This is a genomic window from Vibrio kanaloae (assembly GCF_024347535.1).
Taxonomy (GTDB): Bacteria; Pseudomonadota; Gammaproteobacteria; order Enterobacterales; family Vibrionaceae; genus Vibrio; species Vibrio kanaloae.
In genome coordinates, this window is the sequence record NZ_AP025497.1 from 3096274 (window position 1) to 3116645 (window position 20372).

Annotated in this window: 10 protein-coding genes, 10 tRNA genes and 2 rRNA genes; 6 read left to right on the forward strand and 16 right to left on the reverse strand. The window is 45.3% G+C overall.

What is annotated here, in order from left to right; all coding sequences use genetic code 11:
• Positions 1-25: 25 nt before the first annotated feature.
• From OCV24_RS13935 to OCV24_RS13965, 7 genes are all read right to left on the reverse strand, one after another.
• The gene (locus tag OCV24_RS13935) at positions 26-1579 is read right to left on the reverse strand and encodes an ABC transporter substrate-binding protein (protein ID WP_046223391.1); all 1554 of its coding nucleotides are present in this window, start codon (positions 1577-1579) and stop codon (positions 26-28) included.
• 93 nt (positions 1580-1672) lie between these two features.
• On the reverse strand, positions 1673-3400 hold the full coding sequence (locus tag OCV24_RS13940) for a dipeptide ABC transporter ATP-binding protein (RefSeq protein ID WP_046223390.1): 1728 nt from the start codon (positions 3398-3400) through the stop codon (positions 1673-1675).
• A 960-nt stretch (positions 3401-4360) separates the two neighbouring features.
• Positions 4361-4437: transfer RNA gene (locus tag OCV24_RS13945), tRNA-Pro, on the reverse strand.
• A 54-nt stretch (positions 4438-4491) separates the two neighbouring features.
• Positions 4492-4567 (reverse strand) — tRNA-His (locus OCV24_RS13950).
• A gap of 44 nt (positions 4568-4611) precedes the next feature.
• Positions 4612-4688 (reverse strand) — tRNA-Pro (locus OCV24_RS13955).
• Positions 4689-4765: 77 nt separating this feature from the next.
• A tRNA-His gene (locus OCV24_RS13960) sits at positions 4766-4841 on the reverse strand.
• Between the two features lie 47 nt (positions 4842-4888).
• Positions 4889-4965: transfer RNA gene (locus OCV24_RS13965), tRNA-Arg, on the reverse strand.
• 297 nt (positions 4966-5262) lie between these two features.
• Here OCV24_RS13965 and OCV24_RS13970 point away from each other — a divergent pair.
• Positions 5263-5676, forward strand: a complete 414-nt coding sequence (locus tag OCV24_RS13970) for a c-type cytochrome (protein ID WP_017055692.1) — start codon at positions 5263-5265, stop codon at positions 5674-5676.
• A gap of 101 nt (positions 5677-5777) precedes the next feature.
• On the opposite strand, the gene rep is transcribed toward OCV24_RS13970, so the two are convergent.
• Positions 5778-7796: a DNA helicase Rep gene (rep, locus tag OCV24_RS13975; RefSeq protein WP_150879287.1), complete on the reverse strand. Its 2019-nt coding sequence runs from the start codon at positions 7794-7796 to the stop codon at positions 5778-5780.
• A gap of 179 nt (positions 7797-7975) precedes the next feature.
• On the opposite strand from rep, the gene OCV24_RS13980 reads away from it, so the two are divergent.
• The 4 genes from OCV24_RS13980 to ubiK all read left to right on the forward strand — a co-directional run bounded on the left by OCV24_RS13980 (position 7976) and on the right by ubiK (position 13186).
• Positions 7976-8557, forward strand: a complete 582-nt coding sequence (locus OCV24_RS13980; RefSeq protein WP_017055694.1) for a TetR/AcrR family transcriptional regulator — start codon at positions 7976-7978, stop codon at positions 8555-8557.
• A gap of 18 nt (positions 8558-8575) precedes the next feature.
• Positions 8576-9682, forward strand: a complete 1107-nt coding sequence (locus tag OCV24_RS13985; protein ID WP_017055695.1) for an efflux RND transporter periplasmic adaptor subunit — start codon at positions 8576-8578, stop codon at positions 9680-9682.
• Between the two features lie 11 nt (positions 9683-9693).
• A complete protein-coding gene (locus OCV24_RS13990; protein ID WP_137007559.1) occupies positions 9694-12816 on the forward strand; it encodes a multidrug efflux RND transporter permease subunit in 3123 nt (1040 codons plus the stop codon).
• Between the two features lie 118 nt (positions 12817-12934).
• Complete coding sequence (gene ubiK, locus OCV24_RS13995) at positions 12935-13186, forward strand: ubiquinone biosynthesis accessory factor UbiK (protein ID WP_004740921.1); 252 nt, start codon at positions 12935-12937, stop codon at positions 13184-13186.
• A gap of 313 nt (positions 13187-13499) precedes the next feature.
• On the opposite strand, the gene ilvC is transcribed toward ubiK, so the two are convergent.
• A complete protein-coding gene (gene ilvC / locus OCV24_RS14000) occupies positions 13500-14984 on the reverse strand; it encodes a ketol-acid reductoisomerase (protein WP_136998772.1) in 1485 nt (494 codons plus the stop codon).
• Positions 14985-15130: 146 nt separating this feature from the next.
• Between ilvC and ilvY the strand changes: the two genes are divergently transcribed.
• Positions 15131-16030: an HTH-type transcriptional activator IlvY gene (ilvY, locus tag OCV24_RS14005; protein ID WP_150879286.1), complete on the forward strand. Its 900-nt coding sequence runs from the start codon at positions 15131-15133 to the stop codon at positions 16028-16030.
• Between the two features lie 114 nt (positions 16031-16144).
• On the opposite strand, the gene OCV24_RS14010 is transcribed toward ilvY, so the two are convergent.
• The 7 genes from OCV24_RS14010 to OCV24_RS14040 all read right to left on the reverse strand — a co-directional run bounded on the left by OCV24_RS14010 (position 16145) and on the right by OCV24_RS14040 (position 20284).
• Positions 16145-16235 (reverse strand) — tRNA-Ser (locus OCV24_RS14010).
• Positions 16236-16341: 106 nt separating this feature from the next.
• A 5S ribosomal RNA gene (gene rrf / locus OCV24_RS14015) occupies positions 16342-16457 on the reverse strand.
• A gap of 137 nt (positions 16458-16594) precedes the next feature.
• A 23S ribosomal RNA gene (locus tag OCV24_RS14020) occupies positions 16595-19487 on the reverse strand.
• 435 nt (positions 19488-19922) lie between these two features.
• Positions 19923-19998: transfer RNA gene (locus OCV24_RS14025), tRNA-Val, on the reverse strand.
• Positions 19999-20029: 31 nt separating this feature from the next.
• Positions 20030-20105: transfer RNA gene (locus OCV24_RS14030), tRNA-Ala, on the reverse strand.
• A 25-nt stretch (positions 20106-20130) separates the two neighbouring features.
• Positions 20131-20206 (reverse strand) — tRNA-Lys (locus tag OCV24_RS14035).
• Between the two features lie 2 nt (positions 20207-20208).
• A tRNA-Glu gene (locus tag OCV24_RS14040) sits at positions 20209-20284 on the reverse strand.
• Positions 20285-20372 lie beyond the last annotated feature (88 nt).

The window sequence follows — 20372 nt, forward strand, 5'->3', positions numbered from 1 at the left end:
AGGCTCTCGATTCTAGCAAGCTAGATTATTTTACAACTAGGTCGCCAAAGTAAGGCATAACCATTGGGTTTACTATATCAGCGGCACCTACGTTAGACTTCGCGCCCCACGCTTCACTCTGCCAGTGTAGAGGTACGAATACCGCATCGTTGTAAAGTGTTGCTTCAACACCTTTCAACATCTTAGAGCGTTTAACCGGGTCAGTTTCAGTGTTAGAAGCTTCTACAATTGCATCCATTTCAGGGTTTGAGTAGCCAGAACAGTTGTATTGACCACGACCAGTCTCTTCGTTACGAGTCATTGTTAGGAATTCGTTGAAGTTCGCTGAATCTTCGGTATCTGAGTGCCAACCGATCATCATCATGTCTGCTGAACATAGGTCAAACTCAGGCCAGTACTGTGCTTTAGGCATCGTTTTAAGATCAACTTTGATACCAATCTTAGACAGCATTGCCGCAGACGCTTGCGCTACTTTCGCATCGTTCACGTAACGGTTGTTTGGTGCTGCCATAGTTAGTGTAAAGCCATCTTCGTAGCCCGCTTCTTTCATCAGCTCTTTCGCTTTTTTCAAGTCGTAACGAGGCACTAGCTCTTCGTTGTGACCCGCGTAACCTGTTGGACTTTGCTGACCAGCCGCTGTCGCGAAACCTTTCATGATTTTCTTAACAATACCTTCATTGTTAATCGCATGAACGATTGCTTGACGAACACGTACGTCTTTCAACGCTTCGTTGCTGTTTTGGTTCATTTGAAGCGTAATGATACGAGTACCAGGCAGCGTTACTAAATCGATGTTCTTAGCATTCTTAACACGCTTATGATCGTTTGGTGCAACTGGGTGAATCATATCAACGTCACCAGAAAGAAGCGCGGCTACACGCGTTGCGTCTTCTTTGATTGGCACAAGTGTTAGCTTGTCTACGTTGCCGTCAGACTCTGTGTCCCAGTAATCGTTGAAACGCTCAAACGTTACTTTTACGCCTTGCTCACGCTGCGTTACGATGAATGGGCCTGTACCTGAAACGTTAGTCGAAGCGTACGAGTTACCGTGCTTAACTAGTTCAGACTTGTCTTTCCCTTCCGCGGTTTGACCAGAGTAGAACTTGCTGTCCATTGGGAAGATGTAAGTTGCTGTTTGTAGTACTAGTGGGTAAGCCGCTTTTGATACTAGCTCAACTGTGTAGTCATCCACTTTTACCATTTTTTCGTATGGCGTGAAGATAGACTTAAAGTCTGGAGAGGCTTGTAGACGATCAAAAGTCCACACAACATCATCAGCAGTCAGTTCGTTACCAGAGTGGAATTTCACACCTTTACGTAGGTTGAAGCGGAAAGTCGTTTCATCAATACGCTCCCAGCTCGATGCTAGGCGGCCTTCAAAATCCATCTCTTGTGTGAAACGTACTAGAGGGTCAAACACCATGTGAGACATTTGCAGTGTACCACCAGACAACTGCTCGTGCGGGTCAAGTGATACTGGGTCAGCTGCGTAGCCAACAGTAATATCTGCGGCTGCTACACTAAAGCTTAGGCCAGCTGCCATCAAAGCTACTGCTAATTTGCTTTTCATGGTTTTCATTGCATAACTCCTTCATGCGGGAATCCAGATCCCTAGTTGTTGTATGTGCGTCTGTTTATTTTTGTTAGCAAGCTAAACTCCAGCCTGCTGATTTTATGTTGCGGCTTGTGCCACTGCTTTTTCTTCTCTTAAACCCGTAAATTCAGGCATTAAAGAAATTAGGTGTTTGCTGTATTCATGTTGAGGCGATTGGAACAGCTGCTCTGTTGGCGCCACTTCCAGTAATTCCCCCATTTGCATCACGCCAACACGATCACACATTTGGCGAATAACTGGTAAATCGTGACTGATGAACAGCATGGTTAGGTTGAGCTCGTCTTGCAGGTCTTTCAATAGATTAAGGATCTGAGCCTGTACTGACACATCCAGCGCAGAGGTAGGTTCATCACAAATTAATAGACGAGGACGAGTTGCCAGAGCGCGAGCAATAGAGATACGCTGACGTTGGCCACCTGAGAATTCGTGCGGGTACTTCACCCCTGACATCCTGCCTAAACCAACGTGATCAAGCAGGTCGTTCACGATCTGACGAGTTTCATTCTCGTTACGAGTCAGCTTATGGAATCGGATAGGTTCCGCAATGATGTCGAATATTTTCATTCGAGGGTTCATTGATGTGTATGGGTTTTGGAAAACCATCTGCATTTGGCGACGCATTGGACGACGCTCTTTCTCAGACTTAAGTCCTGTCAGATCAATCCCTTCAAAAGTCACTTTACCTGAGTTTGGTGCGTACAAACCGGCAATAACACGAGCAATCGTTGATTTACCTGAACCTGATTCACCTACTAGACCAAACGTTTCACCTTCATGTACTTCAAAGCTGACGTTGTTTGACGCTTGAACGTACTCACGACGGCTCTCAAAGAATGAGTCTTTGGTGGTGAAGCGCAAGTTTACGTTTTCAACGTTCAGCAGTGGACCAGTGTAATCACGATGATCTTGGCTTTGACCTAACCAGTGGTTTTTCACATCAAGTGGTGCCATCTCTTGCGCTTCTTCGATGTAACTCACTGTGGGGAAACGATCGAGTTTACGATCTGAACGCGGAACCGCTGAAATAAGACTGTGTGTGTAGGGGTGCTCAGGAGTACCCAGAACTTTCGCTGTTGGGCCAAACTCAACTAAATCACCACGATACATGACGGCTACGCGATCAGTAACGTTAGATACTACGCCCATGTCGTGCGTGACTAACATGCAACCCACGTTTTTCTTAATACATAGCTCGCGAATCAAGCCCAAGATTTGGTCTTGGATTGACACATCCAGTGCCGTTGTTGGTTCATCTGCGATGATAAGGTCAGGTTCACCTGCCAAGGCGATCGCGATAACCACACGCTGACGCATACCACCAGAGAATTGGTGTGGGTATTGCTTTAAACGATTTTCTGGTTGCGGGATACCCACTTGGTTCATCAAGTCTAATGAGCGCTGGTAGGCTTCTTGATCTGAAACCTTCATGTTGGCATGAATCGTCTCTTTTAACTGCTGCTCTACGGTGAATAGAGGGTTTAGAGACGTCATTGGATCTTGGAAGATAAAACCAATCTTTGAGCCGCGAACAGAACGCATCTGTTCAGGAGATAGACCTGAGACTTTTTCGCCATCCAGAAATACCTCGCCGCTAGCAATGCGGCCGGGAGGGCTCAGCAAATCGATCACAGCATTACCTACTGTTGATTTACCTGCACCTGACTCGCCTACAACACCAACAATCTCACCACGTTCAATACTGAACGAGAGTGATTTAACTGCGGCGTGAACTCCATGACGAGATGGGTATTCGATACGAAGATTTTTTACTTCTAAAAGTGACATTACCAGACCTCTACTGCTTTGGCAGCTTTCTGCCCTGTCTGCAAAATTGAATCCATTCTTACCAGAATATTGTTCTGATATTTTATACGGTTGACAATTTGGCAAATAATTCACAGAAAAGCAACAAAAATAGGATAAAAAGTCGACGTCAAACGCTTAACAGGCAAAAGTAGCACATAAATATTCACATAAGAAGCATATAGTAATAAAAATCAACATTATATTATCGGCGATAAATTCTCACAAATCCCATACAACTACTTACTTGTAGAGCTAAGCTTATGGCTAAAAGCAGATCTCACTATTAGTCACTAAAAACAAATAATTATTCCAAAAAACAATTAACACTATAGAAACAAACTCTACATTTTACACTTTAAGCAAACAAAACAACTAGATAGGAATATATAAGCCAGATATTTAACCACTCACATAGCTACAGTAAATATAAAACAATAAACCTAAAATCTTGATAAATTAGATGAGATTTTGAGGTATTTGACCGAAAGAAAGTTGTCAGATATAGCCCTTAGTGACCAAATCCGGGGCCAAGTTTCTCTTTTCACAAAATCCGTAGACCAAACACATTAATTTGTCGAATTATTGAGCGGTTATTTTAGATAAAACTAGATATAGATCTTTGAGCTTAATAAAGCGCTCCTCTCTATGAAAACGCAATAATTGAGAAAGTCGAAGGTGGGATACCTGTATATGAGGGGGATCTTACTGAAGAGGTACCAGGAGAGTAGCCTAACTCGATTCGCTCCTGCCATCAGAAACAATAATTGGAAAATACCCATGCGACAGATGTAAAAAAGCCCCAGTCTTTCGACTGAGGCTTCTTAAAGGTGATCGGTGAAGAGACATTCTTTGAACACCAGGCGAACCCCACTTGGGTTCCAATCTAATGAGCTACAGATGAAAAAAAAGCTCATCATTTCTGATGAGCTTTCTTAAAAATGGTCGGTGAAGAGGGATTCGAACCCCCGACCCTCTGGTCCCAAACCAGATGCGCTACCAAGCTGCGCTATTCACCGAGACGTTTCGTTTGATTTCTCAAACAGGGAGCTTCAAAAAGCTACCAAAATTAATGGGGTGGCTAACGAGATTCGAACTCGCGACCACCGGAATCACAATCCAGGGCTCTACCAACTGAGCTATAGCCACCACTAACTTTTTATATAACCGCTTAACAGCAATTATTGAAATAGTGGTCGGTGAAGAGGGATTCGAACCCCCGACCCTCTGGTCCCAAACCAGATGCGCTACCAAGCTGCGCTATTCACCGACTAGTTTTGTCTCGACTCAGGGAATATTAAGTCAATACAGGAAGCCTAGGCTACCATTATTTTTTAAAAGAAAGAATGGGGTGGCTAACGAGATTCGAACTCGCGACCACCGGAATCACAATCCAGGGCTCTACCAACTGAGCTATAGCCACCATTGTTTCTTTGTGCCAATTTTCACTTACCTAAGTAAGTGACCGGATGGCGCGCCTGAAAGGATTCGAACCTTCGGCCTTTGGCTCCGGAGGCCAACGCTCTATCCAGCTGAGCTACAGGCGCATGCCCTGTCGGCGGAGTGGAATAATACGTAGATCACCCAATGCCGTCTAGTACTTTTTTAACTTTTTTTTCTGTTTGGTCTCTTTTTCGACAGTTAATATGTGATAAACCCCTTATTTGAGTACTACAACCTGTCACAGCTTATAAGTTGTTGTTTATTGCAACAACTTATCGGGATATAATCACCCATTATTTACATTGGTTTAACAGTCGCTCTTTGCTGCTCAAATCAAAACACCCTTCCAACACTATAAATTGGTAAGCATGTACTTACCTTGGGAATGTAAAGTGAGTTTAATGGATATGTCTCGTCGAATTTTAAGCGTTGTCATCGCAGTTTTAACCTTTTCAACTGGCGCAATGGCTTCAGGCCTAAGCGAAGCAGAGCAAGATATAATTGCAGAACGCATCAAGCCAGTTGGTCAAGTATACCTAGTCGGCAGTGAGCCAGTAGCCGCAGAACCAACAGGCCCTCGCGACGGCGCAACCGTTTATGGTACTTTTTGTATCGCTTGTCACGCATCTGGCGTAAGTGGCGCACCTAAGAAAGGTGATGCGGGAGACTGGGGGCCTAGAATTGCTCAGGGTCGCGACATTCTAGCAGACCATGCAATCAACGGCTTTAATGCAATGCCAGCGAAAGGTTCATGTATGGATTGTTCAGACGACGAAATCAAAGATGCTATCGAGCACATGATTGCCGGTCTGTAATTTACCGATCTGTAATTAAAAATGCCAAATTCAAAAAAGGTGACCTGATCTGATGGTCACCTTTTTTATTGGCTTCTATATAGCGCGATTAAAGCAGAGCTTTACTTCTTGTTGAACATCGCACGAATATTGGCAATGTGCGCCTGCCCTTTTTCCATCCTTTCTTCAGCAGATTGAGGTTTCTTGACGCTTTCCCACTCAACATCATCATACGGCAACTCATCAAGAAAGCGGCTTTGGGTTGGCTTTATCAATTCACCATACTGACGGCGTTCACGACACTTAGTAAAAGTTAGCTCTTTTTGTGCTCGAGTAATGCCTACATACATAAGACGACGCTCTTCTTCTACATTGCCTTCATCAACACTGGTTTGGTGAGGTAAAATGCCCTCTTCCGCTCCCATTAAAAATACATATGGAAACTCCAAGCCTTTCGATGCGTGAAGTGTCATTAACTGTACTTGGTCAGCATCATCGTCATCTTCTCCACGTTCCATCATGTCGCGCAACGTTAAGCGCTGAACGACTTCTCTTAGCGTTTTTTCTTCTTTATCATAATTGTCACCTTCTAAGTCAGCCACAATCCAACTATAAAGGTCAGAGACGTTTTTCATTCTCATTTCCGCGGCTTTAGGGCTTGCCGAGGTTTCGTATAACCAATCTTCGTAATTAATATCGCGCACCAAAGAACGAACCGCTTCCACGGTGTTACCACGCTCGGCGTTATCCGAGATACGAACGATCCAATCACTGAAACGACGCAGATTTTCTAAACCACGGCCAGTCAATGTTTGCTCCAAGCCCATCTCAAAGCTGGCTTCAAATAGGCTTTTGCCACGCATGTTGGCGTAGCTGCCTAATTTCTCAAGCGTAACCGGGCCAATTTCGCGACGCGGCGTGTTTACAATACGTAGGAAGGCGTTGTCATCATCTGGGTTCACCAACACACGCAGATAAGCCATGATGTCTTTTATCTCTGCTCTAGCGAAGAAAGAGGTGCCTCCAGAGATCTTGTAAGGCACACGGTTTTGCATCAAGGCTTTTTCAATCAGGCGAGATTGGTGGTTACCCCGGTAAAGCACCGCATAATCTTTGTATTCTGTGCGGTTCAAAAATTTGTGTGCAATGATCTCACCGGTAATACGTTCGGCTTCGTGCTCTTCATTCTTGGCATTCAATACCTTGAGCTTTTCACCATCAGGGATCTCAGAGAACAGTGACTTCTCATACACGTGCGGGTTATTGGCGATCAAGATGTTCGCCGCACGCAAGATTCGGCTGGTTGAGCGGTAGTTTTGCTCTAGCTTGATCAAACGCAGATTAGGGTAATCCTCACCAAGCAGCACCAAGTTTTGCGGTTTTGCGCCACGCCACGAGTAAATGGATTGGTCGTCATCACCTACTACCGTAAGACGTCCTCTTTCACCAACCAACAATCGTACCAATTCATATTGGCTGGTATTGGTATCTTGATATTCATCAACAAGTAAATAGCGGATACGTGACTGCCAACGCTCACGAACTTCTTGATTGGTTTTTAACAACAGTACAGGCATCGCGATCAAATCATCAAAATCAAGTGCGTTATAGGCCTTCATCTGTTTTTGGTACATCTCAAAGCAGAAAGCAAACAACTGCTCCTGTTCGCCTTGAGCGCGCGCTTTCGCCTGATCTGGCGTTAGCATGTCGTTTTTCCAGTTCGAAATGGTACTCATCAATGCGCGCAGCAGATCCTTATCACCATCGATCTGCCTCTCTGTTAGCTCTTTTAACAAAGCTAGCTGGTCTTGGTCATCAAACAGAGAAAAGCCCGCTTTTAGACCCAGTGCTTTGTATTCACGACGAATGATGGTTAAGCCCATGGTATGAAAGGTCGAAACAATCAGCCCTTTCGATTCGCCCTTACCCAGCGTTTGCCCAACACGTTCTTTCATCTCGCGAGCTGCTTTATTAGTAAAGGTCACCGCCGCAATATTACGCGCCTTGTAACCACACTCCTGAACCAGATAAGCAATTTTATTGGTGATAACACGTGTTTTGCCTGATCCAGCCCCCGCTAATACTAAGCAGGGGCCTGAAACATACTTCACGGCTTCATCTTGTCTTGGGTTCAGTTTCATTTGGTTCTCAATTTGGTCTAGAGGTGCGAATTAAATTGCGCGTCTATAATAATCCTGCAATAGCATGATTGCTATGCTCTCTTATATAAGATTTTTACGTTATTTGTGCAAAATTTTGTTGCACATGTGTATAGTTATCAGGCTACAATGAATGAACGTTCATTCATCGGTGATGGAAAATGACAGCTCATACACCTCAGGATAAACGCCAACAAATACTTTCTGCCGCTGAAAAGCTAATTGCAGAGGTCGGCTTTCAAGGCCTCTCAATGCAAAAATTAGCGAAAGAAGCAGGAGTAGCTGCAGGCACTATCTACCGCTACTTCGATGATAAAGACCACTTGATAGATGATGTTCGAGTGCTCGTAACTCAACGAGTAGCGGATGCTGTTCAAAAAGGGGTTAATGATTCGGATCCAATAAAGCAACGCTATAGAACCATGTGGTTAAACATATGGAGCTTATCGGGAACGAATTTAGCCGCGATTAAAAATCAGGTTCAATATGACTCTTTACCCGTGACAAATAGCCAAGACTTCAGGGAACTAGAACGTAAAATGTTTGCCCAAGTTGAGCTGCTATTTAATGAGGGCAAAGAGCGAGGGTTATTTAAACCACTTGATAATGAAGTATTAAGTGGCTTGAGCTTAGCAGCTAGTGTCTCGCTAGCACGTAAGCATTCTTTAGGATTTTACCAACTTGACGAGGCTGCACTAGAAGCGGCAATAGAAGCCTGTTGGGATGCAATAATTAAACACTAGATTGGAGTTTTGACCATAATGAAAAAGTGGACTTTCTTCATGTTACTCATCGCTGTACTTCTTTTCGGCAGCGTTATTGGGTTTAACATGTTCAAACAACAAAAAATTGCTGAGTTTATGGCCAACCGTCCTGAGCCAGAGTTTCCAGTAACGGTAACTGAAGTTCAGCCGATCGACTGGGTTCCGGTGATTGAGGCAATCGGCTTCATTGAACCAAACCAAGGTGTCACTCTAGCAAACGAAACCAGTGGTGTTATTGATCAAATTTCCTTCGAGTCAGGTACTGAAGTTAAGAATGGTCAACAACTGGTTCGCCTTGACTCAGGTGTGGAAAAAGCAAATCTAAAGAGCTCTGAAGCTCGTTTGCCTGCTGCTAAAGCAAAATACAAGCGCTACCAAGGTCTATTCAAAAAAGGCTCTATCTCTAAAGAAGCATACGATGAAGCAGAAGCGAACTACTTCTCTCTATCTGCTGATATTGAAAGCCTAAAAGCATCGATTGAGCGTCGTGAAATCCGCGCACCGTTTGATGGCACTGTCGGTATCCGTAATGTGTACTTAGGTCAATACCTGCAATCGGGTACGGATATTGTTCGCTTAGAAGACACCAGTGTAATGCGCCTGCGCTTCACGGTTTCTCAAACTGATATATCTCGCATCAACGTTGGCCAAGCGATCGACATCTTTGTTGATGCTTACCCTGAAACACCTTTTGAAGGCTCTATCAGTGCTATTGAACCTGCAGTAAGTATCCAAAGTGGTCTTATTCAAGTTCAGGCAGACATTCCAAACAATGATGGCAAGCTTCGTAGCGGCATGTTCGCTCGCGCTAACATCATTTTACCTAAATTAGAGAACCAAGTAACTCTGCCTCAAACAGCCATTACTTTTACTCTATACGGCGACAATGTTTATATCATAACTGAAGAAGATGGGGTTCAACGTGTTGCTCAACATGTTGTAAAAGTAGGCGAACGTACCGCTGATATCGCTCATATTCTTGAGGGTGTGAAAGCCGGTGATACGGTTGTCACTTCAGGCCAAGTACGTCTAAGTAATGGTGCCAAAGTTAAGATTGTTGAAAGTGATGCCATCACTCCACCATCTGAAACACCTAAGCTGTAACTGGAGGCACAATGCGCTTTACTGATGTTTTTATTAAACGTCCAGTTCTAGCGGTATCCATCAGCTTTTTGATTGCGCTGCTTGGCTTACAAGCAATCTTCAAAATGCAGGTGCGTGAATACCCTGAAATGACGAATACCGTCGTAACCGTTACTACGAGTTACTACGGTGCAAGTGCCGATCTTATCCAAGGCTTTATAACCCAGCCCCTCGAACAGGCTGTAGCTCAAGCGGATAATATCGACTATATGACTTCTTCTTCTGTTCTCGGTAGTTCAACGATTACCGTGAACATGAAGCTGAACACCGACCCGAATGCAGCGCTGTCTGACATACTGGCCAAGACAAACTCGGTTCGTTCGCAGCTTCCAAAAGAAGCCGAAGACCCAACTGTAACTATGTCTACCGGTTCAACAACAGCGGTCCTCTACATCGGTTTTACCAGTGATGAGTTGGTATCGAGCCAAATTACCGACTATCTAGAGCGTGTCATCAACCCGCAGCTATTTACGGTAAACGGTGTATCTAAAGTCGACCTTTATGGTGGTATGAAATACGCACTACGCGTATGGCTAGACCCCTCAAAAATGGCAGCGGTTAGCCTAACTGCATCTGATGTGATGACGGTACTGAACGCTAACAACTACCAATCAGCTACGGGTCAAGCGACTGGTGAGTTCGTGCTTTATAACGGCAGTGCAGATACTCAGGTATCAAACACTGAAGAATTAGAGAACCTAGTGGTGAAGAGCGGTGAAGGTGAAATCATTCGTCTATCCGACATCGCTAAGGTCTCTTTAGAGAAAAGCCACGATATTTACCGAGCAAGCGCCAATGGTCGAGAAGCAGTTGTTGCAGCGATTAACGCGGCGCCAAGTGCTAACCCAATCAATATTGCAGCCGATGTACTTGAGCTTCTTCCTCAGTTAGAGAAGAACCTCCCAAGCAACATATCAATGAACGTGATGTATGACTCGACCATTGCGATTAATGAGTCTATTCAAGAAGTTATCAAAACCATTCTTGAGGCTGCCTTAATTGTATTGATCGTTATTACCTTGTTCCTTGGTTCATTCCGTGCAGTTCTTATTCCTATCGTTACTATCCCACTATCACTTATTGGTGTGGCAATGGTAATGCAAGCAATGGGCTTCTCGTGGAACCTGATGACACTACTGGCAATGGTACTCGCCATAGGTCTAGTGGTAGATGATGCGATCGTGGTACTCGAAAACGTTGACCGACATATCAAGCTCGGGGAATCTCCTTTCCGAGCTGCCATTATCGGTACCCGTGAAATTGCGGTACCCGTTATCGCGATGACACTAACGCTAGGTGCGGTATACGCTCCTATCGCTATGATGGGTGGTATTACAGGCTCGTTGTTTAAAGAGTTCGCATTAACCCTGGCAGGTTCAGTTTTTGTATCGGGTATCGTGGCACTGACGCTATCGCCTATGATGTGCTCAAAAATGCTAAAAGCTCATGCAGAACCAAGCAAGTTTGAACTAAAAGTACATAGTGTATTGGATGGTATGACTAACCGCTACGAGCGTATACTTGGTGCGGTAATGCAGCATCGTCCAGTATTCATTGGCTTTGCTATCATCGTATTTGCAAGTTTACCGTTGTTGTTCAAGTTCATCCCTAGTGAGTTAGCACCTTCAGAAGATAAAGGTGTAATCATGTTGATGGGTACAGCACCGTCGAATGCGAACTTAGACTTCATGCAAAACACCATGAACGACGTAAACAAGATTCTGTCTGATCAGCCAGAAGTAGCTTACGCACAAGTGTTTACAGGTGTACCAAATGCAAACCAAGCGTTTGGTATTGCGTCTATGGTTCCTTGGAGCGAGCGAGAAGCAAGCCAGTCTGAAGTAACAAACCGTGTTGGTAACTTGGTGAAAGATGTCCCTGGTATGGCCGTAACAGCCTTCCAAATGCCAGAACTTCCAGGGGCAGGTTCAGGCCTTCCTATTCAGTTTGTTATTACCACACCGAACAGCTTCGAGAGCCTATTCCAAATTACGACAGAGATCTTAGCCGAAGTATCTACTAACCCGTTGTTCGTTTATTCAGATCTTGATTTGAACTACGACTCAGCAACGATGAAGATCCATATCGACAAAGACAAAGCAGGGGCTTACGGCGTGACCATGCAAGACATTGGTATCACTTTAGGTACTATGATGTCTGATGGTTACGTAAACCGTATCGACTTGAATGGTCGTTCTTACGAGGTTATCCCTCAAGTTGAACGTAAGTTCCGTTTAAACCCTGAATCAATGAACAACTACTACGTACGTGCTGCGGACGGTAATGCTGTACCACTAGGCAGTTTGATTACGATTGATGTTGTGGCAGAGCCTCGTTCTCTTCCTCACTTCAACCAATTGAACTCAGCTACGATTGGTGCAGTACCTGCTCCAGGAGCAGCAATGGGTGATGCAATTGCATGGTTTGAAGACACGGCGGCGAATAAGCTTCCAAGTGGCTACAACCACGATTACATGGGTGAAGCACGTCAATACGTAACAGAAGGTAGCGCACTTTACGCAACCTTTGGTTTAGCTTTGGCTATCATCTTCTTGGTATTGGCGATTCAGTTCGAATCTCTGAAAGATCCATTGGTTATCATGGTGTCTGTACCACTTGCTATTTGTGGTGCCCTAATAGCTCTGGCTTGGGGTGCAGCCACGATGAACATATACTCACAAGTTGGTTTAATCACCTTGGTCGGCTTGATCACCAAACACGGTATCTTGATCTGTGAAGTAGCAAAAGAAGAGCAACTACACAATGGCAAGACGCGTATTGAAGCCGTTATGGAAGCGGCGAAGGTTCGTCTTCGTCCAATCCTAATGACTACTGCTGCGATGATTGCGGGTCTAATCCCACTGATGTATGCAACGGGTGCAGGTGCGGCTCAACGTTTCAGTATCGGTATTGTAATCGTTGCTGGTCTAGCAATCGGTACATTGTTTACCTTGTTTGTACTGCCAGTAATCTACAGCTACCTAGCAGAGAAGCACAAACCTCTACCTGTATTTGTTGAAGACAAAGATCTAGAAAAGCTAGCTCGTGTCGATGAAGCAAAGGCTGCGCAGAGAGGATTAGCTGACAATAAGTAATCGCTAAGTCGTAAAACAATGAAAAAGGCTACTTCGGTGGCCTTTTTTTATACGCGATAGGCGACATCTCAGGTGTGATTAAATAGAATAGTGATAAATAGTCAGGAGTTTAATTGATATGTTTGATCCAAAAAAACTAGAGCAAATTGCTAAGCAGATCCACGACTCTATGCCTCAGCCAGTGAAAGAACTGGGTTCAGACGTAGACCAAAAGGTTCGCCAAGTTATCCAAGGCCAATTGAATAAGCTAGACGTTGTCAGCCGTGAAGAGTTTGATGTTCAAACACAGGTGCTGCTGCGCACTCGTCAAAAGCTGACGGAAATGGAACAGAAGCTAGCTGAACTAGAAGCTAAGCTTGCTGACAAGTAAGCATTCAAGCGAGAAGATATATGAAGGGTTGACGTGAGAACGTCAGCCCTTTTTTATGCGGACGAGAACTCTAATAATGAATAGTTTCCTGACCACGTTCCTTCGTCACTTTCGGGAATGACTTAGCTTGAAAACCATCATCCTCTGAGACGCGAAGCATTCTCGATACCGCCCCTTGAAAAGCAAAAAGGCTTGGTCAACGGCGACCAAGCCTTTCTATTAGATGTTGTGTTACTTATTTATAACTCCAACCTGTAAGGAGCTAGTGATACTGCTTTGCTTTTTCAACATATTTCAGTATCTAAGCGACTAATTAACCGCCTACAGCGATACGCTTCATGTCGCTCATGTAGCTACGTAGCTCTTCACCAATGTACTCTACAGGGTGGTTACGGATAGCTTCGTTTACTTCAATTAGCTTAGCGTTGTCTACTTGGTTAGATGCTTCACCTAGACCACGGCCGATCACGTCCGTTGCTACTGAAGGCATGAACTTCTCACGCAGTAGCGGTGTTGCTACGTTAGCGAATAGGTAGTTACCGTACTCAGCTGTATCAGAGATTACTACGTTCATTTCGTAAAGACGCTTACGAGCAACTGTGTTTGCGATTAGTGGAAGCTCATGTAGAGATTCGTAGTAAGCAGACTCATCAATGATACCTGATGCCGTCATAGCTTCGAATGCGAGCTCAACACCGGCACGAACCATAGCAACCATTAGGATACCGTTGTCGAAGTACTCTTGCTCTGAGATTTCTACGTCAGAAGCTGGGTAGTTTTCGAATGCCGTTTCGCCTGTCTCTTCACGCCAGCCTAGTAGGTTCACATCATCGTTCGCCCAGTCAGCCATCATAGTGCTAGAGAAGTGACCAGAAATGATGTCATCCATGTGCTTGTTGTAAAGCGGACGCATTAGATCTTTCAGCTCTTCAGAAAGCTCAAACGCTTTAACTTTAGCAGGGTTAGATAGACGATCCATCATGTGAGTGACACCACCGAACTTAAGTGCTTCGGTAATCGTTTCCCAACCGTATTGTAGAAGTTTCCCTGCATAGCCTGGTTCGATACCATCGGCAATCATCTTCTCGTAAGATACGATAGAACCTGCTTGTAGCATGCCACATAGAATGGTTTGCTCACCCATAAGGTCAGATTTAACTTCCGCTACGAATGAAGATTCTAGACAACCTGCACGGTGACCACCTGTACCAGCAGCCCAAGCTTTAGCGATATCCCAGCCTTCGCCCTTAGGGTCATTTTCTGGGTGAACCGCGATCAATGTTGGAACACCGAAGCCACGCTTGTACTCTTCACGTACTTCAGAGCCTGGGCACTTAGGTGCAACCATTACAACGGTAAGGTCAGCACGTAATTGCATGCCTTCTTCAACAACGTTGAAACCATGAGAGTAACCAAGAGCAGCACCTTGTTTCATTAGAGGCATTACTGTCTCAACAACATTAGTGTGTTGCTTATCAGGAGTAAGGTTAATCACTAGGTCTGCTTGAGGGATTAACGTTTCGTAGCTACCAACTGCAAAGCCGTTTTCGTCAGCGTTCTTGAATGATTGACGCTTCTCATCAATTGCCGCTTGGCGTAGAGCGTAAGATACATCTAGACCAGAATCACGCATGTTTAGACCTTGGTTCAGGCCTTGAGCACCACAGCCAACAATGACGATCTTCTTACCTTCAAGGTATTCAACTTCAGTCGTAAATTCTTCACGATCCATGAAACGGCAGCGACCTAATTGGTCTAGTTGCTCACGAAGGTTTAATGTATTGAAATAGTTAGCCATTGTAGGGCACTCCTTTAAAAATAAGTCCGTAAGGTCGATATCTCTCTATCGAATGACTTCATACTAAAACAGACACTCCGTTGCTGAAAGTGATATATTCACAATTAGTTATTGCAATAAATGCAACATGGAAACGATCGCAGAACATGAACATAAAGTCTCTACAATTATTTATACATTTATGTGACAGCAAGAGTTTCAGCAAAACCGCTGCTGCTATGCACGTCAGTCCTTCAGCGCTGAGTCGTCAGGTACAAAAACTTGAAGAGGAGACGGGGCAAGAATTGCTTATCAGAGACAACCGCAGTGTTGATCTCACCCCAGCAGGCAAACACCTATTGCCTGTTGCATTGAGCATTGTTGGAGAGTGGCAGCAATATAACCTTCATCTAAAAGGTGGAGAGCAGGAACTTAAAGGGGAAATTCGCATATTTTGCTCAGTAACGGCTAGTTATAGTCATCTTCCTGAGCTAATAACTGAATTCAGGGCAATTCATCCCTATATTGAATTCAAGCTATCTACTGGTGATCCAGCTCAATCCATCGATAAGATATTGAATGATGAGGCGGATATTGCGATCTCTGCGAAGCCAGACATCCTTCCTTCAAGATTAGAATTCGAAACCATCAGTGATATTCCACTATCAGTTATTATTCCATCCGGTGTCAGTAGCTTTAGCCAACAATTGCAATCTGACAAACCCAAATGGAATGCAATACCTTTTATAATCCCTGAAGCTGGTACAGCGCGTGACCGAGCCAATACATGGTTCAAAAAAATGAAGATAAAGCCCAATATTTACGCTCAGGTGTCAGGCCATGAGGCGATTGTAAGTATGGTTGCACTAGGTTGTGGAGTCGGTATTGCTCCAGATGTCGTCATCAACAACAGTCCTGTACGTGACAAAGTAGACCGCTTAAAGATAGAGCCAATCAAACCATTTGAACTAGGGGTGTGCTGTAAGCGCGCGCAATTAGAAAACCCATTAATTAGAGCATTTTGGCAGGTCGCCGAAGGAAAATACCTGCAGACTAGTTATCTATAAGTGATAACAAGCTGGTGTGGAGTCACAGGTAAAGAGCACGTTAGTGCTCTTTTTGTTTTGCTAAACGACAGATATGAAAAAAGCCCGCTGATTTCTCAGCGGGCTTTTTAATGGTGGTGGAGGGATAGGGATTTGAACCCTAGAACCGCTATTAACGGTTGCCGGTTTTCAAGACCGGTGCTTTCGACCACTCAGCCATCCCTCCAAAAAATTGTCATCAACAGATTAGTACACTGTAGATGTTGTTACATGTATACACAGGTAACGATACCTTTTTGTCTTCACTTTCAAAAAAGTGAAAATAAATAAGAGCCTGGCGATGTCCTACTCTCACATGGGGAAGCCCCACACTACCATCGGCGCTATTGTGTTTCACTACTGAGTTCGGCATGGAGTCAGGTGGGTCCACAATGCTATGGTCGCCAAGCAAATTCTGTTTAATTGACGCCTCTGCGACAATTAATAATTCGGAAAGCTGTTTCTCTATTCAATAGAGTAATAAAAGTCTCTTCAAACGCATTCAAGGTCTGTTTCTTTGAGTCCACAAAACCCCTTGGGTGTTGTATGGTTAAGCCTCACGGGCAATTAGTACAGGTTAGCTCAATGCCTCGCAGCACTTACACACCCTGCCTATCAACGTCGTAGTCTACGACAACCCTTTAGGACACTTATAGTGCCAGGGAAAACTCATCTCAAGGCTCGCTTCGCGCTTAGATGCTTTCAGCGCTTATCGATTCCGAACGTAGCTACCGGGCAATGCCATTGGCATGACAACCCGAACACCAGAGGTTCGTCCACTCCGGTCCTCTCGTACTAGGAGCAGCCCCTTTCAATTTTCCAACGCCCACGGCAGATAGGGACCGAACTGTCTCACGACGTTCTAAACCCAGCTCGCGTACCACTTTAAATGGCGAACAGCCATACCCTTGGGACCGACTTCAGCCCCAGGATGTGATGAGCCGACATCGAGGTGCCAAACACCGCCGTCGATATGAACTCTTGGGCGGTATCAGCCTGTTATCCCCGGAGTACCTTTTATCCGTTGAGCGATGGCCCTTCCATTCAGAACCACCGGATCACTATGACCTGCTTTCGCACCTGCTCGAATTGTCATTCTCGCAGTCAAGCGGGCTTATGCCATTGCACTAACCACACGATGTCCAACCGTGTTTAGCCCACCTTCGTGCTCCTCCGTTACTCTTTGGGAGGAGACCGCCCCAGTCAAACTACCCACCAGGCACTGTCCGTAATCCCGATTCAGGGACCAACGTTAGAACATCAAAACTACAAGGGTGGTATTTCAAGGACGACTCCATCACATCTAGCGACGCAATTTCATAGTCTCCCACCTATCCTACACATGTAGGTTCAATGTTCAGTGCCAAGCTGTAGTAAAGGTTCACGGGGTCTTTCCGTCTAGCCGCGGGTACACTGCATCTTCACAGCGATTTCAATTTCACTGAGTCTCGGGTGGAGACAGCGTGGCCATCATTACGCCATTCGTGCAGGTCGGAACTTACCCGACAAGGAATTTCGCTACCTTAGGACCGTTATAGTTACGGCCGCCGTTTACCGGGGCTTCGATCAAGAGCTTCGACCGAAGTCTAACCCCATCAATTAACCTTCCGGCACCGGGCAGGCGTCACACCGTATACGTCATCTTACGATTTTGCACAGTGCTGTGTTTTTAATAAACAGTTGCAGCCACCTGGTATCTGCGACTCTCGTCTGCTCCATCCGCAAGGGACTTCACTGATAAGAGCGTACCTTCTCCCGAAGTTACGGTACCATTTTGCCTAGTTCCTTCACCCGAGTTCTCTCAAGCGCCTTGGTATTCTCTACCCGACCACCTGTGTCGGTTTGGGGTACGATTCCTTACAATCTGAAGCTTAGAGGCTTTTCCTGGAAGCATGGCATCAATGACTTCACACCCGTAGGTGCTCGACATCGTATCTCAGCGTTAAGAAAGTCCGGATTTACCTAAACTTTCCGCCTACATACTTGAACCTGGACAACCGTCGCCAGGCCCACCTAGCCTTCTCCGTCCCCCCATCGCAATTGTAAGAAGTACGGGAATATTAACCCGTTTCCCATCGACTACGCCTTTCGGCCTCGCCTTAGGAGTCGACTTACCCTGCCCCGATTAACGTTGGACAGGAACCCTTGGTCTTCCGGCGAGGGAGTTTTTCACTCCCTTTATCGTTACTCATGTCAGCATTCGCACTTCTGATACCTCCAGCAGCCCTTACAGACCACCTTCAACGGCTTACAGAACGCTCCCCTACCCCACATACCCTAAGGTACGTAGCCGCAGCTTCGGTGTATAGCTTAGCCCCGTTACATCTTCCGCGCAGGCCGACTCGACCAGTGAGCTATTACGCTTTCTTTAAATGATGGCTGCTTCTAAGCCAACATCCTGGCTGTCTGAGCCTTCCCACATCGTTTCCCACTTAGCTATACTTTGGGACCTTAGCTGGCGGTCTGGGTTGTTTCCCTCTCCACGACGGACGTTAGCACCCGCCGTGTGTCTCCCGGATAGTACTTACTGGTATTCGGAGTTTGCAAAGGGTTGGTAAGTCGGGATGACCCCCTAGCCTTAACAGTGCTCTACCCCCAGTAGTATTCGTCCGAGGCGCTACCTAAATAGCTTTCGGGGAGAACCAGCTATCTCCAGGTTTGATTGGCCTTTCACCCCTAGCCACAAGTCATCCGCTAATTTTTCAACATTAGTCGGTTCGGTCCTCCAGTTGATGTTACTCAACCTTCAACCTGCCCATGGCTAGATCACCTGGTTTCGGGTCTAATCCTAGCAACTGTACGCCCAGTTAAGACTCGGTTTCCCTACGGCTCCCCTAAACGGTTAACCTTGCTACTAAAATTAAGTCGCTGACCCATTATACAAAAGGTACGCAGTCACACCACGAAGGTGCTCCTACTGCTTGTACGTACACGGTTTCAGGTTCTATTTCACTCCCCTCACAGGGGTTCTTTTCGCCTTTCCCTCACGGTACTGGTTCACTATCGGTCAGTCAGTAGTATTTAGCCTTGGAGGATGGTCCCCCCATATTCAGACAGGATATCACGTGTCCCGCCTTACTCGATTTCACTGATGATGATGTGTCGGTTACGGGGCTATCACCCTTTACTGCGCCACTTTCCAGAGGCTTCACCTGCATCATTAAAAGCTTAAGGGCTAATCCAATTTCGCTCGCCGCTACTTTCGGAATCTCGGTTGATTTCTCTTCCTCGGGGTACTTAGATGTTTCAGTTCCCCCGGTTTGCCTCCTGCTGCTATGTATTCACAACAGGATACGTGCTTGTGCACGTGGGTTTCCCCATTCAGGAATCCCAGACTCAAAAGGTTATTACTACCTAATCTGGGCTTATCGCAAGTTATTACGCCTTTCATCGCCTCTGACTGCCAAGGCATCCACCGTGTACGCTTAGTCACTTAACCATACAACCCGAAAGGGTCTTGTGTATGATACAAATTTGCTTTCACTTTCCTTTTTATTTTCACTTTTAAAAGTGAAGACAAAGCGGGAGTGAAGACAAAAAGCAACCAAGGTTTTTGGTTGTCATCAAGAAGGGTTAATTCTCAACGACTGTTTGCCGGACTCAATTGTGATTCAAACTAAGTTTGAATCGAATACAAGACACTTGAATGTGTTTGTTGTGTTTATCTAATAAAAGATAAACATTGAGAACTTTTAAATTTGATTAACTTAATCACAGCCTTGAGCTGTTTGATTTCACTTTTTAAAGTGAAAACCAATTAAGTAATCAGTCAGCTTTCCAAATTGTTAAAGAGCAAGAGTTTCTAAACATAAAGCTTTCGAAACCATTTTTAAAAGCTCTCATCAGACCATTGTCATCAAAGAACGCTTAAAGATGGTGGGCGATACCGGGCTCGAACCAGTGACCCCCTGCTTGTAAGGCAGGTGCTCTCCCAACTGAGCTAATCGCCCACGAAAGTTTTAATTCCTTCGTGAGAAAGAATGGTGGAGCTATGCGGGATCGAACCGCAGACCTCCTGCGTGCAAGGCAGGCGCTCTCCCAGCTGAGCTATAGCCCCAATATTTTATTTCCTTGGGAGGAAATGGTGGGTCGTGCAGGATTCGAACCTGCGACCAATTGATTAAAAGTCAACTGCTCTACCAACTGAGCTAACGACCCAATGGTATCCCGTAGGGGAGTCGAACCCCTGTTACCGCCGTGAAAGGGCGGTGTCCTAGGCCTCTAGACGAACGGGACACTGCTAATTCATCTCCACTTTCAAAAGTAGAAACAAACTTTGAAGAACTTGGGAGTTCTTCGTCTCTTTGCTTTTCTAAACCTAATC

Bases quoted from the DNA above. Each gene is read 5' to 3' on its own strand.
- OCV24_RS13935 (WP_046223391.1), bottom strand. From the start codon at position 1,579: ATGAAAACCATGAAAAGCAAATTAGCAGTAGCTTTGATGGCAGCTGGC.
- OCV24_RS13940 (WP_046223390.1), bottom strand. From the start codon at position 3,400: ATGTCACTTTTAGAAGTAAAAAATCTTCGTATCGAATACCCATCTCGT.
- OCV24_RS13970 (WP_017055692.1), top strand. From the start codon at position 5,263: ATGGATATGTCTCGTCGAATTTTAAGCGTTGTCATCGCAGTTTTAACC.
- rep (WP_150879287.1), bottom strand. From the start codon at position 7,796: ATGAAACTGAACCCAAGACAAGATGAAGCCGTGAAGTATGTTTCAGGC.
- OCV24_RS13980 (WP_017055694.1), top strand. From the start codon at position 7,976: ATGACAGCTCATACACCTCAGGATAAACGCCAACAAATACTTTCTGCC.
- OCV24_RS13985 (WP_017055695.1), top strand. From the start codon at position 8,576: ATGAAAAAGTGGACTTTCTTCATGTTACTCATCGCTGTACTTCTTTTC.
- OCV24_RS13990 (WP_137007559.1), top strand. From the start codon at position 9,694: ATGCGCTTTACTGATGTTTTTATTAAACGTCCAGTTCTAGCGGTATCC.
- ubiK (WP_004740921.1), top strand. From the start codon at position 12,935: ATGTTTGATCCAAAAAAACTAGAGCAAATTGCTAAGCAGATCCACGAC.
- ilvC (WP_136998772.1), bottom strand. From the start codon at position 14,984: ATGGCTAACTATTTCAATACATTAAACCTTCGTGAGCAACTAGACCAA.
- ilvY (WP_150879286.1), top strand. From the start codon at position 15,131: ATGAACATAAAGTCTCTACAATTATTTATACATTTATGTGACAGCAAG.